Below are 14,874 nucleotides of genomic sequence, written 5' to 3'. Positions count from 1 at the left end.
CTTCGCGCTCCCGCGGGAGCAGGATTGGTGCTGGCTGCACCGCCTATGCGCGAGCTCTCCGCGACGCTCTGGTGGCAACCGGCTCGTTCGTGGCGCACTTCAATTACGACGCCGCTGGCGGCCTGGAGATTCTCGAGCCCGCTGAACTACTGGTCGAGAAGCTGCTCGAGTCGGGTTTCGACCGGGGGTCGGTGGGCAAAGCGATGCTGATGCTGGCGAACATCGCTATGTCATTGGCGCGCGATTCGATCGTCGAGCGCCGAGAAGGTGCGCACCCTCAGCCGGCGATCTTGCGCACCGTGCTGAGCGCGGCGCCTGGACGCGCATTCTCTGCGGCTGCGAGGCGATGGGTGACGCCGGTTCCGCTGGCTACGGCGACCTGGCAGTTCGACTTCGAGCTGGCCGTGTTCCTTGACGGCTTGGAGCGGGTGCTGCGCCCCTCGTCGCTTCCTGGAGATCCGCATCAGGAATGACTACTACTTCAGCCAGCGTTCGACTGGTGAGCGATCCCGTGTTCACCGGTGGGGCATCCCTCGAAGAATCCTTTGACTCAGTGAATCCCGAAGACGCAGACAGCAGGAAGAATGCCAAGATGAAGGCCGCGGAGGGCCTGGCCGCGGAGCGAGGAGGGCGGTCTCCCCGTATCCGGCGCCCGATTCAACGGCAGGATTGCGCGTGTTCTCCATATGGACGCGCTGCATGTCGTTGGCCAACCGTCTGGGTGTGAAGCCTCTCAACGACGTCGATCTCGATACGGATGCAATGCGGGTCCAAAGCGCCCTCAGCTTTCGCGCTGGCCCTACTCGAGGTGGTTGCTGACCGCAGCGCCGCGGCGACGGCCGTGCCATCGAAGTCCGCGACACCGAGGATGAGCATGGAGAACACAGACCCGCGTTGCGTCAGATCGCGGCTCAAGCTCCGAGCTCGCCATGCTCGAGATCGCGGATGAGGATCTCGAGCAGCTGACCGTGTCCGCGGTCTGCGAGAAGGTCGGCATCGACAGGGCCGCGTTCTACCGGCACTTCGCCACCATCGATGGTCTAGTCGACGACACCCTGAGGTCGCTCGCCGATGAGAGCACCGACCGATGGTCTGCCACACGGCTCGGAGGCACCGGCGATCAGCTCGATGAGTCCGCGCCGCGATTCTCGCGGCCTACCTGGAACAGATTGTCGAGCATTGGGCGTTGTACGCCGATGGGCGCCCGGACCCACGGGAAGCGCGCGTGTCATTCATACCGTCTTGGAGGAGGCCATCCGGGGTCGCCGCCGAGTTGATCCTGCTTCACGGTGACGACGAGCACACCCAGGCTCGGGCTTGGTTCCTCGGCGGGCGGGCTCGTGGGAGGCATTCTGCATTGGTTGCAGACGGAGTCGCCGGAACGCGAACCCGCGGAACTTGCACAATGGCTACTCGGTGTGTCGTCGCCGCTTCCTGCCATACCCACGACCGTCTGACCGCTCGCCCCAGACGCCAGACGGTCGTGGCGTTGCAGAACTGTAGCGAAGGCCGGGTCCGAGAATCCGTTCCGATCCGTTCCACCGAAGCTGGGCGGTGGATCCTGCCGGGACCGTTACTTCGATGCTGCTGCCCCGCGTCCGTCTTCCCACCGCCATCCCTCGATTCGTCCCTGCGGTCCGTCGAAGTGGCCTTCCGCCCACGTGAGGTGTGCAGGGATGACGGGATCGACGATGAAGGACTCCCAGGCGATCGAGGTGGCGTGCTGACGAAGACCCAGGGTGTGCGTCTGGAGTGCATCGGACGACGGCGCCCTTGCTGTGATGGTTCAGGGATGCGGAGGCGACTCCAGTCGCTGGTCGACGTGCTCTTCCCCCATTCCTCCCAGATCGTGGTCGCGCCCCGGTCGAGCATCCCGAGCCATGAGGGTGTCGTTCGCTGGAGCAGCAGCGCGTGCGCGATTTCCGAGTGGCCAGTGTCGGCGAGGACGGGGAGGAGGTCCGCGGTGGACGGGAATCCGGTCGTGAGGTGGTCGTCGGCCTCTCGCACCAGGGAGACGAGGTGGTCCGCGGCCTGCGCGCGGAGCTCTTCGAGGAGCAGACCGAACGCCAAAGCGATCGGACGTAGCCGGCCTGAGTGCCGGCCGAGACTCGACCCGTTCTCATCCAGGAACTCCCTGCTGCCATGCGCCTCGTACTCGCTCGGCCGTGTTCGCGAAAGAGTCCGCTTCCTCGGTTTTGCCGAGAACGCGGGCGACCTGCGCCAGGACCGATAGTGACCGGTACAGGTACGCGGTGCCCACTTCGCCCTTGTCCGCCATGGCCCGCGCCATCGGGTCAGGCGATGGCTTCGGTCCCGGGGTGCCGTCCGCGTTCAGGGTGGGTCCGAGCCATTCACCGAAGTGGAAGGTTCCGTCCCAGATGTACTGTTCGGGCGGAGGCGGCGTTGCCGACCTTTCGACCCGGGAAGGGTGGCGCTTTTCGGCAGCGGAGGTCAGAGCGAGCTGCACCCACTTCACCATGGCCGCCCAGTTCTGAGTGAGTCGCGCGGCCCGGTCACCGCGGGTCCGGTAGAGCTCCCAGGGCACGAGGACGACGGCATCGCCCCAGCCGGCCGATCCGGTGGCCATGTCCGTCATGGCGTCGGGCACAGCGCCGAGTCGGGCGTTGTCGGGAGACATGTTGACGATGCGGCCGTCGGCGAGTTGATCGTCCCGGACCGACTGCAGCCACTTGCGGCTGAAGCCCGCGACATCGAAGAAAGGCGCACGGCCGTGGGCAGGAAGATCTGGTAGTCGCCGGTCCACCCGGCCCGCTCCCGGGTGGGGCAGTCCGTGGGGAGGTCGACCGCGTTCCCCGCGGAAGCTCCACTCGGCCACGCTGTAGAGAGCTGTCAGATCCGGATCGCTGCAGTTGAAGGCGCCGACGGGGGTGAAGTCGGTGTGCAGCACCTGCAGGGTCACGTCGGCCTCGTCGAGGTCGATGTCGCTGCCGTCCCGCTGGAGGCGGGCGTAGCGGAAACCGTGAATGGTGTGGCGGGGCTCGAACACCCCGCCCGGCTGGCCGTCGGAGATCACCTCGTCCCGCTGCACGAAGGGGACGACGGTCCCATCCGGTGCGGGAGTGTCGAGGTGGGTGGAGTGTCAGGTCGCCGTTGACGTCGAGGTGTTCACCGTAATCGATGACCGTTCGAGTCCCTGCCGGGCCGAGGTCGCGCAGGACCATCCGGCCCGACACGTTCTGGCCGAAGTCGACGATGGAGCCGTCCGCCGAGCGCCGGTCGATCATCACGGGGGAGCGTTCTTCAATCACTCGTACCGGCGGCGCGGGCGACCAGGACACCGGCGGCGCAACGGGACCCGTCACCGCTTGTCCGAGAGTGACTGAGTGGTGTGAGCCAGTCAGTGATCTGACCGTCCATCAGGTCAGCTGCGACGATCTCCGTCTCCGCGACGTCCCAGTGGGTCGACGTGGCGGCCGCGACGACCGGTCCCGCGCCTGAGTCGATGTGCAGCTCGGCTCGCACCGCCGTCTGCTCGCCCGCAAGCAGCCTGATGACGGAAGGCACCGGCTCGACCCCGATACCAGCCGTCGCTCCAGCCTGAGCTCGGAGGCTGTTCGCGGCCTTGCTGGAGCAGCGGTGTCACGTCGTACGCCTGCGCGTAGAGCGTCTTGTCGTAGGACTGGCTTTCGCCCGGCGCGAGCTCCACGGACCCTACGCGCCGACCATTCAGGACGGCTTCGTAGAGTCCGAGGGCCGTGGCGTACAGGCGAGCCTTCACCGGTAGCTCGCTGATGTCGAAGGTGGTGGAGAACGCGGTCGCGGGGCGAGCGCCGAGCGGATGATCGTTGCTGTGGGGCTGGGAAATCCAGGCGCTGGTCGCAGTCGACGTCGAACAGGCCCGCTTCGAAGGCCAGCCATTTCGACCAGGCGGAGGTGGCGCCGGCGTGCTCGACGCGCACCCGCCATTGGACGCTCTCTCGCCGCTGGTGAGCGCAGCCACGGCCACGTGATGAAGCGACGCTCCGGGCTTCGTTGCGCCCAGGTCAGCAGCTCATCACCGACGCGGGCTTGGAGCTCGAAGGCGTCCTGACGGCGCCATCCGGGTGGGAGCTGCCAGGACGGTTCCGGTTCCGGCGACGAGATGGGAAGGGCATCGCCGCCCGTTTCTACCTGGAGTGCGTGCGGTGCGTCGGGGGTGAGGCATCAGGGTCTGGCGATCTTCCTGTGATGTGGCGTGGGAGAGGGGCGGAGCGGCGGTCACATGCTGCCGCGCACCTTCCGAACGAACAGACCGCCTACGACGGTTGCGATGACGGCGCCAACGAGATAGACGAGGGAGTAGGCCGCCGACGGCGGTCCGCCGCCGCTCGATCGCGGCAGATGCCCGAGCTCGAGGATCGGGCCGAAGGACCAGGGGAGCTGGTCGGCGACGACGATCAGGGACATGTACTTGGCCGGACTCGCGGCCCTCGCCGGGGAGGACATCGATCACGAGGGCGCCATCGACCGGGCTGTACGCGCCCGAGCCCAGACCCAGCAGGACGAGACCGACCATGTAGACGGGAGCAGCGCTCAGGGAGAACGCGACAATGATCGCGCCAGCGGCGATGAACAGGGTCGTGTAGATGACCAGGGACTTGCGGATCTTGAGCCGGTCGCTGATCTGGCTTCCGAGCCCGGCGCCGAGGATCGCGGTCACGAGGCCCACGAGGCCGGTGATGGTGATCAGTCCCGGCAGTTCGTCGGGTCCGACGCCGAGCTGATCTCGGTCAGCACGTACACCCCGTAGGTCGAGGTGAGCACGGTGCCCAGGACGACCACGACCTTGCCGATCCAGACCCACGAAGTAGTCGGGCACGCTGCGCGGGTTGATCTGGAACTCGGAGAGGATGTTGCGCTTGGGCTGCGCGTCGCGCTCGGCCTGGCTGAGGCGACGGTCGCGGAGGATGAACAGCACCATGACCAGAGCGACGATCGCGACGTATCCGGGGGCGGTGAACAGCGGGAAGCGGTTCCCGAGGAACATCGGGAGGAAGATCGAGGCCAGCACGCCGCTAGAGACGATGCAGACCATGATGATGCCCTGCACACGTCCGCGGTGCTGCTCGGGGACCTGGTCGGGAACGAGTGCGCCCGCGCCTCCGGTGATGACGGCGTTGCCGATTCCCAGCAGGACCGCGCCGAGCAGGAGCTGTGCCACCGACGCGCTCAGGCATCCATGACCACCAGGCCGGCGAGAGCGAACAGCACCCCCGCGGCGATGAACGGCTTGCGCATGCCCAGGCGCGACGTCGATCCGGTCACCCAGCGCGCCGGCGAGCGGCGTGATGACGATGTTGACCAGAGCGTAGAGACCGGTGAGCAGGCTCAGCCACAGCACCTTGTCATCGGGCTCGAGTTCCGCGACGGTCACCGGCCACGCCACGATCGCCATACCGACGCTCGCGCTGTAGGTGCCGATGCAGAGAATGGCCAGCGCGAGCACGAATCAGCTTGCCGAGACGCTGCGGGGGAGATGCCGGCGGCTGGTGCTGCGCTCCTCGAGCCCGATCTCGTGAGCTGCATCGGTGAAATCTGACATGAATGTTCCTCCTTGAACGGGTGTCCGCTTCCGCAACGGACGGTGCCTCACCATGGCTTCGCCGGGGGACTGGAGTCACTGCACAACGGTTGCTGCACAGATGGGAACGGTGATTTCGTTCAGCTGACTCGGGCTATCCCTCGCGGCTTCGTCAGCCCGCAGAGGCAGTGCTGGCTGCGCGATGGATGGCGTCGAGAGTGGTGAAGGTTGCCAGGGTCGTGCTGAGGCGTCGTGAGCGGGGTGTTCGCGAAGGCCGGCTCGGATGGCGTCGGTGACCGCGACGAGCATGGGGCCGTAGCCGTTGCCGTCGGCGGGGAACTCCACGAGTTCAGGGTGAGTGAACATGGCTGCTGGGTCGCCGGCGTGGATGCGGTAGGACGGGACAGTCCAGAACGGTGCGGGGATGTGCACCCAGCCGGTCGTGCCGCTGATCGTCGCGGAAGGGTCGACGAAGTCGCTGATCGAGGACGCGCAGTGCGCGAACCTGCTCCCCGGAGAACTTCGAGCGTTGCGTGCTGTGCCAGGTCGAGCCCGTCGTCGCGGACGTCGCCTCGGGCTGCAAGGGCGGTGGGTAGCACCCAGGACGTCGAGTGCCAATGTCACCGAGGTAGATGCCCTGGTCGAGAAGCGCTCCGCCGCTGCGAGTCAGGTCGAGCTTGCTTCCGCCGTCGTTGGGGAACGGGAGCCCGAAACCGGCCCGCACACTCCGCGGTTCTCCGATGATCCCCTCCGCGAGCGCATGCAGAAGAGCGACGTACGTCGGGTTGAATCCCATCCACATGGCTTCCATGAGGAATGTTCCCTGCCGATCGGCGCGCCGGAACAAGCCGGCGACCTGCTCGGGACGCATCGCCATCGGTTTCTCCACGAGCACGTGCTTGCCCGCATCGATAGCGGCACAGGCCATGTCGTGATGGAGCGCGAAGGGCGTCGCGGGATAGATCACGTCAACCTCATCGGACCCCAGCAGTCGATTGAAGTCGTCGGTCGCGTGCTCGATGTTGAAGACCTGCGCGAACCGGGGCGTTCGTCGAGGCTGCGGCCGTAGACCGTGGTGATCGATGCGCCCATCGACGCAAGATCGGCCACCACGGTCCACGAGATCGTGCCGGTCCCCGCTACACCCCAGCGCAGATCGGAGTTGCGACCGCATCCGTGGGAGAGCCCGGCTCCGGCGCCCCGACTTCTCGCGATGCCACCGAGCCAGGCCAGGCTCGGCTTCGGCGTGCGCTCGAAGGTGTTCGGGTCGACGGCGATCAGACCGAACGTCATGGCGAAGCCGCTGTGCCATTCCCAGTTGTCCAGAAGGGTCCAGTGCTGGATAGCCCGACGACCTCGACCCCCTCGGCGATCGCGTCCCGCACTCTCTTCTGGGGCGGTCTGCGTGAAGCGGATGCGCAGATCGTCGTCGTCGGTGGCAATGCCGTTCTCGGAGATCAGGACCGGCTTCCCCGTGAAGGCAGCGGCTTCGGCGCGGACGGTGTGACCGAGTGCTTCCGGGTAGTACTCCCAGCCCGTGAGCGTCCGTCTCCTCCCGCGGCTCCGGAGGCGCCACTCCGTCGGGTCCGAAGGTGGTGCGGCTGTAGGTCTGCACGCCGATGAAGTCGTCGTCGGCGGATTGCGCCCAGAACGGGTGGATCGCCTGCTCGAGCACGGCGTCGCGTCGCGTCTCTCCGCCCTCGACCGCCTGGTAGTCGCCGACGTTGGGCGACCAGCCGACCTTCGCGTGGGGAGCGAGTTCGCGGATCGCGGTCCTCGCTTGCCGGTGCGCGTCGAAAACGTTCTGAATGGCGCCCGGTGCCAGGATCGGCAGCGCCATCACGGCCACGCCGGGCTCCCCGGCCGATGCGCTTCGCGAAGCGTGCGCTGAGGCTCCTGCTGCTCGACGGGGATCTCGAACGGCGGCAGCGCCCAGAGGAAGATCTCCCCGGTGGCGAGCAGCATCAAGCTCCCGCGTTGGGCTCGTTGAAGGTGATCCACCACTGCACGAGGTCGCCCAGGCCGTCCACGACAAAGCGGGTGTACCGCTCGAAGAGATCGGCTGCACCCGGCTGGTTCCAGGCGCCCTCTCGCGCGAACCAGATCGGCGTCGCGAAGTGGTTCAGCGTCGCCGACGGGCACCGACCGCGCGGCTCCGGCAGGCGAGCACCATGGAAACGCTGGTAGTGCCTGCCAGCTCCGCACGGGAGAACACTCCCCGTTCGGGCTCGGATTCGGGACCACTCGATGCCGAAGCGGTAGCTGTTCAGGCCCGCTTCGGCGAGCAGGGTGTCGATGTCCTCGTCGTAGCGGTGGTAGCTGTCGCGGGCGTCACCGGAGGGCTCGTGGAACGGCGATCCTTCGACGTGTTCCATCGCCCAGATGTCGTTGAGGACGTTGTTGTTTCCTTCGATCTGGTGGCCAGCGGTGGCAGCTCCCTCAGAGGAAGTCGCTTGGAAAGTTGGCCATGATGCTCCACTCCGTACAGTTCAAACGCCACCTCGCTGGGGCGCTGTTGGGACGCCTAGCACCTGGCGTGCAGCAACTGGTGCGCCAGACGAGAGGTGCTCGGCTCGCCCACTCGGTGGAGACGCGGAAAGCGATGAGCGCCACATCGGAGGGCTGGCTGCTGGGTTCAGTGCCCTGCGGGCCGCTGGAGGAGAGGCGTGCCGGCGGCGGCCGAGCAAGGGCCCGCACGCTTCCGGACATGATTCGCCACTCGGCCTGGCGGTGCATCGGATCCGCCAGTCGGTGCCCGATCGAGTCCATCTGTCGACGTAGGTTCCGCTGATGTCGAAAACGTGTCGTCGCCCGAGGCCGCGACCGCGGTGGCGAGCTTGCACGTAGGAGCGAGAGGTGGCGGTGTGCTCGTCGAGCACGTCGATGGTGGTCGAGCCCAGGAGGTGCTGCGTCCCACGGTCCGCACCGGTCGAGGTATCCGGCGACCATTCTTCTCAGGCTCTCGACGCCGTGGGAGGTGGTCAGTCCGTAGTGGTGGTCGACGTCGTCGGAGAAGATCTCGCGCAGTCGGTCGTAATCCTTGGCGTCCACGATGTACGCGTACTCGATGAGACGACGGGAGATGTCGCGTTCAGCTGCCAGTTGTTCCGTGAGATGCATGTCGAGCTCCTCCTGTGAAGGTGACGTCGTGGACTCTTGGTCGCGGTTCAATGTTCGTCGGCACTAGGGACGTGTCAGGAGGGCGTCGAGCACCTTCGAGGAGGCAAGCGTGGCCGCCCAGAGCCGACGCTTGATCTTGCGCCGCGTCTCGGACGGGGTTCACCGTGTTCCCGCGTCGAACAAGTACTTCGGTGACGAGGGCGTGAACGAGGGCGCGGTCCCCGCTCGATCCCGTGAGAACGACCCGGTCCGGGCCGAGCGACAGCAGTGAGGAAGTCGATAAGATCGGCAATGCCCTCTGCGATGTGCTCGAACAGCTGCTTCAGCGGGGAACTGAGCCTCGTGCCGCGCTCGACGAAAAGCTCGTCCAGCTGCAAGGCGACGTCCCCCTGGGGCGCGGCCAGCTCGCTCGAGCTGATCCGAGCCGCTCCCAGCGCGTCCTCGACGCTGGTTCCATCCCGCGGACTTCGAAGGGCAGCCGCCGCACTTCACCAGCCCGGCCGCGCGCTCCTCGAATGAGTGAGCCGTTGGCGAGCACAGCGGCCCCAGGCCGGCGCCTACCTTTAAGTACAGAATCGGTCCGAAGATCCCCTCGCCGCCGGCGGCATCGAAGGCCAGAGCTGCGCAGTTGACGTCGTTCTCCACCCAGATCGCGGCCGGCGCGGTGATCGGCGCCAGTGGCGCCGGGATCTCCACATCCGAGTAGCCGGACGAGATCACGTCCTTGAACGACATCGATCGGCCGCGGCACCGCCAAGCCGAGGCCCAGCAGCCCCCCTTCCGACTCGGGAACAGCGGGAAGCCAGCTCTGCCAGCGCGCCACGGCGGCGAAATCAGAGAGCATCCGCCCATTCCCCTGGATGGATTTGGACGAGGATTCAAGATCGTGCGGGACGCGATGACGGTCGAGTCCAGGCGCCCAGCAACGACTCGAATGCGAGTCGGCCCCAAGTCCACGCCGGCGACCCACCCCGCACCGCTGTGCAATGCGTAGCTCATCGCCGTCCGACCTATGGCGCCGGGAGGCGGCCGGAACCTCCTCAACCAGGGTGCGTTGCTGCAGCTCAGCGATGGCGAGCGAGATGGTCTGTTTCGATAACCCGAGAGCACCGGCTCAACTGGGGTCGGGTCACGACCCCTCGGCGCAGCATCTCACCTAGCGCGAGGCCGGCCGAGGAGGACAGAGCATGGGGAACCACCTGACCTCCTCCACTCGACATTGTTTGTTCGTTCGGTTACCATACTATCTAAGAGCCGGTGGCGTCTCCAGCTTCCCTCCATCTAGAAAGGCACGCCATGACACTGCTCGACCGCCTCGCCGCCCTGAACCTCGCCAGCATCTATGGGGTCGTCACTCCCCTCTACCGACCCGCCACCATCGAGACCTCTGCCAAGACCGCAACGAGGCAGAACTCCACGATCACGACCGGATCCGTCTCACACGCTGACGGGATCGATCCGAATCGCCTAGGCGCTCGACGCGGGGACTTTGATCCTCACCACCTCCTACTCCTCGAGACCTCCGGGCAGGCGCGGAAGGGCATTCTCATCCCCACGCCGCCGGAGGTCTTCGGTTTCCCCGAGGGCGGTCTGGAACGGCACCGAACATGCAGGGCTACCGGCGCGGGAGGAAGGTGCAGTCCTGCGGCTCGCCGGTGGCGCGTTCGACAGCCGCCCCGCGCCCGTTGGGCGCGTGCCGCTAGAGGCCCTGGCGTGATTCGCGCGGATCAGCTTGCCGGGAGACCCGCTCCTTCGGTCCGCGAACCTCCTTCAACGTCACGTCGCCGCTCTCGTCGCAGCGGCAGGGCCTGCTCCTCCATATGACTCGCGAGGGGAGGAGCTCGGAAGGCAACTACGCTCCAGTGCGCGGGCTAGAGAGCTGCCGAGATCGGTGAGGATTCCGGGAGATCCGGCGACGGACGATTCTCGGTCGACCACCGGGTCGAGCTGCCCGAGGAAGCGGTTGCTGCGCGCTTGCGTGGGGGTATCCACCCACATCCTTCACGCAGATCGGGCACCAGTGTCCTGCGGTCGGGATCAGCCGCGGACTGCCGGGGAACTCGTGCCCCAGCGCGCAACGCCAGCGTCGGCGGGGTCGCGATGTCGCCGCGCTCCACGTCGGCGGTGACGAGCTCGCCACCGCGGAACGAGGCGGCTTCCAGGTAGTCCCAGCGCAGCCCAGTCGGATGAAGGCTTGCTCTCGTCGTAGCCGTGATCGAGGTAGGACGGCTCGCGATCCGGGCGAGGCGGCCCAGAAGGTGGACCAGTCGCCGATGCGCTCCCATTCCTCGCGAGATCCGAAATAGGCGGCGATCTTCTCGTCGTCGCCGTCCCGGATGAAGCTCATCGTGCCGCGCGGCTTCGAGAGTGAGGCGGCTTGAGCACCACGTTCTTGACGAAGACCACCGCCAGGCAGGCGGCCTGCGATACGCAGCCCTCGGATTCGCGTCGATCGCGCGCGTCAGAGCGGCATCGAAGGAGTCGCGGCGGAAGGGCACGAGCGCCTCGAGCCGGTCGGAATCGGTGTACCGGAGAGCGCGTGGAAATTCCGTGTCGCGAACCAGTTGCGTAGTCGTACCACTTCTTCACATCGGCGACGCCGAGGGCACCGGTCATCGCGAGCTGCAGCTCCCAGTTCGTCAGGCGCCAGCCGTCGCCGCCGCCGATGTTGTAGATCCACTCCCCAGAACTCCTCTGGCGTGTCCTGCTCGCAGAAGTTCACCATCATCAGCCGGGCGGCGTCCTCGACCGACACCCACTCCATCACGCCCGCGAAGGGGGAGTGGGTCATGATCGGGTCACGGATCTCGAGAACGCCCGGGTGGAAGATCCCCGCCTGGCGCACCCAGGCCCACTTCGGGAGACCCGAATCGATGAGCTCCTTCTCGGCCACGATCTTGCTCTTGGCCGTACTCGTCGTGGCGGGCCACACGAAGCGGATCTCCGATGCGGCTCCAGTGGTGAGGCGGGTTCCGATCACCGGTCTGCGCGACCGAGCCGACCCCGACGACACCGATCGCCCCCAGGATCGGGCTGAGCACGGACGGCGCGGATGATGTTCCGCATGCTCCCGACATTCACCCGGTGAGCGAGCTCGGGGTGGTCATCGGCGACAGGGCGACACGACTGCGCCGATATGCAGCACGAAGTCGGCTTCGCGGCACGCATCGCCTCGGACCGTGGAGTACTTCACGGTCGGATCGCCGGACACGACCTCGGAGGTTGGGCATGTCTTCGTACTCGCGAATCACGGCGAGATCGCCTGCTCCGAGGGCACGCACGAGCGCCACGACCACGAGCCGGTCCTGCCGCTCCCGGAACTCGTCGAGCACCCTTCGACCCCAGTTCCCCGTTGCGCCGGGTGAGGAACACCCTCACCCTGCCAGCACCGTGCTGCTTCATCGCTCTCCCTAAATAGACAACCGTCCTACGTGAGACTCATTGTCTCATTGGGAGCCGGATGCTGAAGGAGAATGGCCGAATGAGCCTCCATCCTCGAATCCGCCGATCGAGGGAGGCCTTCGAAGCCGCTGCCCTTGCCGCAGCGCGCACCGATCCCGAGGCCGTCACGGTCACGTCGTTGTGCGAGGACTGGGCGCTGAATCGAGGGGACCTTCTACCTCCACCACCGAGACCTCGACGACCTCCTCGCCTCGACGGTCGAGAGCCTCGCTCGCAGAGCCCCCGAAGCTCGGCAGGAGGAGGCACCGCATCGGATCCCTGGGATTGAACTCGCAGTCTCGTGCAGCATTCGGCTCATATCTCGCGCACATCCAGGAAAACCGCGACTTCTACCGATGTAGGCGCTCGTCACCCGGCGGCTCCCCAGCGAGCGGTGAACGCGGCGACGTCGGTGTACATCGAGGGCATCAGCGCGGGACTCGCGAAGAAGCAGCGAGAACGGCAAGAGCACGCGGGAGCTGCAAACGACGCGCCGCCTACCTCGCGGGAGCCAAGGACCGGCGCCGTCCGCCAGTGGCTCAAGCGGCCGATCCCGCCGAGAGCGTGCGGCGGAGCTGAGCGTCTGGCTCTGGCGGGAACTTACGGTCGCGAAAGAGTAGTCGCCCGGCAGACCGAGGTGATGCCCCGTCGATCGTGGCCCCACCGATCGGGAGCAGAGCTGACGGTCGTCGGGCATCAACGGCCGGCCGCACAGGTGAATGAGGGCGATTCCGGCAGCCAGAGGCTTTCCAGGGAAGGCCACAGAGTCGCCCCAGCGACCCGGGCCGGCCCCCGGCGACCACGGCGGATTCTCGTCGTCCGCTTCGATGGGTCCTCGCGAGAGCCCTCGGGGGAGGTTTAGCTGTGCGTGGGTCTACTCGTGGCACTTAGGACGGTGCAGGATCGGCGCGCGCGTGACGCACCCGAGCTTCGAGCCCCCATCACATGTCGCCGTCGCGCCTTTCGGCGTCAGCTACTCCGAGTCGGACCCGATCGGCCAGAGTCAACGTCGATGCGAGCCGGCGGCACCGCGGCCGCGTGCAGAGCATCGCCATGCGTCGACGCATCCTGCTTGTTCGCCAGCAGGGCTCGCAGGGAGGTGAATGGCGACGGTCACGAGCGCCCTGAGTGGCGTCTGCGAATGAACCGAAGGGGCACTGAAATGCGACCATGCACCGACCCACTCTGCAACGGATGCTGCACAGTACAAGGGCTACTACTTCCTCGGTCTCCGACCCTCTCCTACGGAACGATCCTGCCCGATCGGGCGGCGCTTCCTCGGCCGCCAACCGAAAGGGCTCACATGGCGACCGCGACTCGGACGCAGTCAACCAGACGCATGCGACCGGGAGTCGCCTCCATCACTTCAGCCGTCCCCTGCGGCAACGCGGCGACGCACGCACGCGAAGCTTCGTCGCGCGGAGGTCGGTCACCACTCGTCTGGGGCTTTCTCGTAGCTCTCGGGGTCGGTGGAGGCGCTTTCGTACTCGGCGCACTGTCGACCCTCAGCGAGCTACTCGTCTACATCTGGAATTGCTCTGTTCCTCTTCCCTCGCAATCGAACCCGTCATGCGATGGATGATTTCCAAGGGCGCACGTCGAGGTCTCGCACTTCTTGCCACAGTTCTCGCGACGCTGCTGATCACAGCTGGACTAATCACTTTGGTGCGCTTACCTCTGAGATCGTGCAGCAGTTCGACTCATTCCGCCTGCACGAACTGCCCACCATCACAGCCGCCATCACAAGTTCCCCGCTTGTCGCTGACCTCAACGTCGACCTCGCGCCGCTGATCGATCAGGTCGTCTACATTCCTCGCCGACCCGGACCAGCTGCTTTCAATCGGTGGTGGGCTGCTTGTCCGTGGGACGCGGGCTGTTCACCGGCGTCAGCGGAGTGCTGACGGTGACCGTCCTCACGCTCTACTTCAGTGCAACACTTCCCACCATCGTCACCTCGGTCTCACGAGCCATCCCCGCCTCACGCCGAGCACGCGTACCGTCAAGCTCGTCGATGACATCTTCCTCCTCCGTCGGCCGCTACGTCGCAGGCCAGCTCGGCCTCGCCGCCCTCAACGCCCTCGTCGTCTTCGCCGAGCTCCCTGCCCTGCGGGCGCGTCCGCTCCTCTTCCTCCTCGCGCTCGTCGCCTTCATCGGCGCTCTCATCCCAGTCGTGGGCAGCGATCGTGGCGCGGTACGCGGCGATCGTCGTGTCGATGCTCTTCATCTCACCGGCGGCCGCTCTGATCGTCGGAATCGTGCTTCTCGTTTACGCGCAACTCGAAGCTCCACGTCGATCACCCCGCGCGTGATGTCTCGCGCGATGAGCATTCCGGGATCCCTGGTGATCATCTCCGTCTTCGCCGGCGCCGCACTCGGCGGTGTTCTCGGCGCCCTCGTCGCAGTGCCCATCGCAGCGTCCGGGGTCCTCGTCTTTGAGCGGGTCGTCGCCCCCACACAAGCTCGGCGGTAACGCGTGCTCTCCGCGCTCCCCGTCATTGGAGTACTCCTCATCGTCACCGTCAATCGCGCCTACGACCTTGGAGGCATGAGCGCCGTAGCCATCGAGGTAGCCCTCCTCCTCACAGGAGCCGTCATCGTTGCCATCCCCGCCCGGAAAAGCTCCTCTTGACCGACAAGTGGCAAATCAAGACGGCGTCATCGGTGTGCGCGTGACGCAACCGAACTTCGAACGCTCACACGCCGCTACCGCGCCGTGCAGCGACGCCCGCTCCGAATCGCCCAATCAGCCGGAGTCAACGTCGCCGCGAGCCCGCGGCACCGCGGCCGCGTGC

The 14,874-nt window shown here is 66.5% G+C and carries 14 protein-coding genes and 5 pseudogenes; 5 read left to right on the top strand and 14 right to left on the bottom strand.

What is annotated here, in order from left to right; translation table 11 throughout:
• Positions 1–71: 71 nt before the first annotated feature.
• Positions 72–473 carry a hypothetical protein gene (locus AC0CII_RS25130; RefSeq protein ID WP_465231238.1) on the top strand — a complete coding sequence of 134 codons (402 nt, stop codon included), beginning with the start codon at positions 72–74 and terminating at the stop codon, positions 471–473.
• A gap of 456 nt (positions 474–929) precedes the next feature.
• The gene (locus AC0CII_RS25125) at positions 930–1,277 is read left to right on the top strand and encodes a TetR/AcrR family transcriptional regulator (RefSeq protein ID WP_465231237.1); all 348 of its coding nucleotides are present in this window, start codon (positions 930–932) and stop codon (positions 1,275–1,277) included.
• A gap of 296 nt (positions 1,278–1,573) precedes the next feature.
• Here AC0CII_RS25125 and AC0CII_RS25120 read toward each other — a convergent pair whose 3' ends face one another.
• From AC0CII_RS25120 to AC0CII_RS25065, 12 genes and pseudogenes are all read right to left on the bottom strand, one after another.
• Positions 1,574–1,711 (bottom strand): alpha-L-rhamnosidase C-terminal domain-containing protein, encoded by a 138-nt coding sequence (locus AC0CII_RS25120; protein WP_465231327.1) that lies wholly within the window; start codon positions 1,709–1,711, stop codon positions 1,574–1,576.
• Between the two features lie 170 nt (positions 1,712–1,881).
• Positions 1,882–2,076: pseudogene (locus AC0CII_RS25115) on the bottom strand (alpha-L-rhamnosidase-related protein); the annotation flags it as partial.
• A gap of 43 nt (positions 2,077–2,119) precedes the next feature.
• Entirely contained in the window at positions 2,120–3,049 is a 930-nt protein-coding gene (locus AC0CII_RS25110) for an alpha-L-rhamnosidase-related protein (RefSeq protein ID WP_465231236.1), read from the bottom strand.
• Positions 3,050–3,110: 61 nt separating this feature from the next.
• Positions 3,111–3,245 (bottom strand): annotated as a pseudogene (locus tag AC0CII_RS25105) (family 78 glycoside hydrolase catalytic domain); the annotation flags it as partial.
• A 137-nt stretch (positions 3,246–3,382) separates the two neighbouring features.
• Positions 3,383–3,739, bottom strand: coding sequence for an alpha-L-rhamnosidase N-terminal domain-containing protein (locus AC0CII_RS25100; RefSeq protein ID WP_465231235.1), 357 nt, complete (start codon positions 3,737–3,739; stop codon positions 3,383–3,385).
• Positions 3,740–4,015: 276 nt separating this feature from the next.
• Positions 4,016–5,446, bottom strand: a complete 1,431-nt coding sequence (locus AC0CII_RS25095; RefSeq protein ID WP_465231234.1) for an MFS transporter — start codon at positions 5,444–5,446, stop codon at positions 4,016–4,018.
• 424 nt (positions 5,447–5,870) lie between these two features.
• Positions 5,871–6,641: a Gfo/Idh/MocA family protein gene (locus AC0CII_RS25090; protein WP_465231233.1), complete on the bottom strand. Its 771-nt coding sequence runs from the start codon at positions 6,639–6,641 to the stop codon at positions 5,871–5,873.
• Between the two features lie 89 nt (positions 6,642–6,730).
• Positions 6,731–7,060 (bottom strand): annotated as a pseudogene (locus AC0CII_RS25085) (family 1 glycosylhydrolase); the annotation flags it as partial.
• A 300-nt stretch (positions 7,061–7,360) separates the two neighbouring features.
• Complete coding sequence (locus AC0CII_RS25080; RefSeq protein ID WP_465231232.1) at positions 7,361–7,489, bottom strand: hypothetical protein; 129 nt, start codon at positions 7,487–7,489, stop codon at positions 7,361–7,363.
• Positions 7,486–7,947, bottom strand: a pseudogene (locus AC0CII_RS25075) (family 1 glycosylhydrolase); the annotation flags it as partial. The pseudogene AC0CII_RS25075 and the gene AC0CII_RS25080, both read right to left, overlap by 4 nt.
• A 63-nt stretch (positions 7,948–8,010) precedes the next feature.
• Entirely contained in the window at positions 8,011–8,400 is a 390-nt protein-coding gene (locus AC0CII_RS25070; RefSeq protein WP_465231326.1) for a nuclear transport factor 2 family protein, read from the bottom strand.
• Between the two features lie 109 nt (positions 8,401–8,509).
• Positions 8,510–8,641, bottom strand: a pseudogene (locus tag AC0CII_RS25065) (hypothetical protein); the annotation flags it as partial.
• 109 nt (positions 8,642–8,750) lie between these two features.
• Between AC0CII_RS25065 and AC0CII_RS25060 the strand changes: the two are divergent.
• The gene (locus AC0CII_RS25060) at positions 8,751–8,912 is read left to right on the top strand and encodes a hypothetical protein (RefSeq protein WP_465231231.1); all 162 of its coding nucleotides are present in this window, start codon (positions 8,751–8,753) and stop codon (positions 8,910–8,912) included.
• Positions 8,913–11,102: 2,190 nt separating this feature from the next.
• Here the strand turns inward: AC0CII_RS25060 and AC0CII_RS25055 are convergent.
• Positions 11,103–11,621, bottom strand: coding sequence for a hypothetical protein (locus AC0CII_RS25055; RefSeq protein WP_465231230.1), 519 nt, complete (start codon positions 11,619–11,621; stop codon positions 11,103–11,105).
• A 97-nt stretch (positions 11,622–11,718) separates the two neighbouring features.
• The gene (locus AC0CII_RS25050) at positions 11,719–11,973 is read right to left on the bottom strand and encodes a hypothetical protein (protein ID WP_465231229.1); all 255 of its coding nucleotides are present in this window, start codon (positions 11,971–11,973) and stop codon (positions 11,719–11,721) included.
• A 1,970-nt stretch (positions 11,974–13,943) separates the two neighbouring features.
• On the opposite strand from AC0CII_RS25050, the gene AC0CII_RS25045 reads away from it, so the two are divergent.
• Positions 13,944–14,552, top strand: a complete 609-nt coding sequence (locus AC0CII_RS25045) for an AI-2E family transporter (protein WP_465231325.1) — start codon at positions 13,944–13,946, stop codon at positions 14,550–14,552.
• A 3-nt stretch (positions 14,553–14,555) separates the two neighbouring features.
• Positions 14,556–14,711: a hypothetical protein gene (locus AC0CII_RS25040; protein ID WP_465228220.1), complete on the top strand. Its 156-nt coding sequence runs from the start codon at positions 14,556–14,558 to the stop codon at positions 14,709–14,711.
• Positions 14,712–14,874 lie beyond the last annotated feature (163 nt).

This window comes from Rathayibacter sp. AC182, assembly GCF_979253875.1.
Note: the sequence above shows the minus strand (reverse complement) of the source record. Positions and strands in the feature narration are given on the sequence as shown.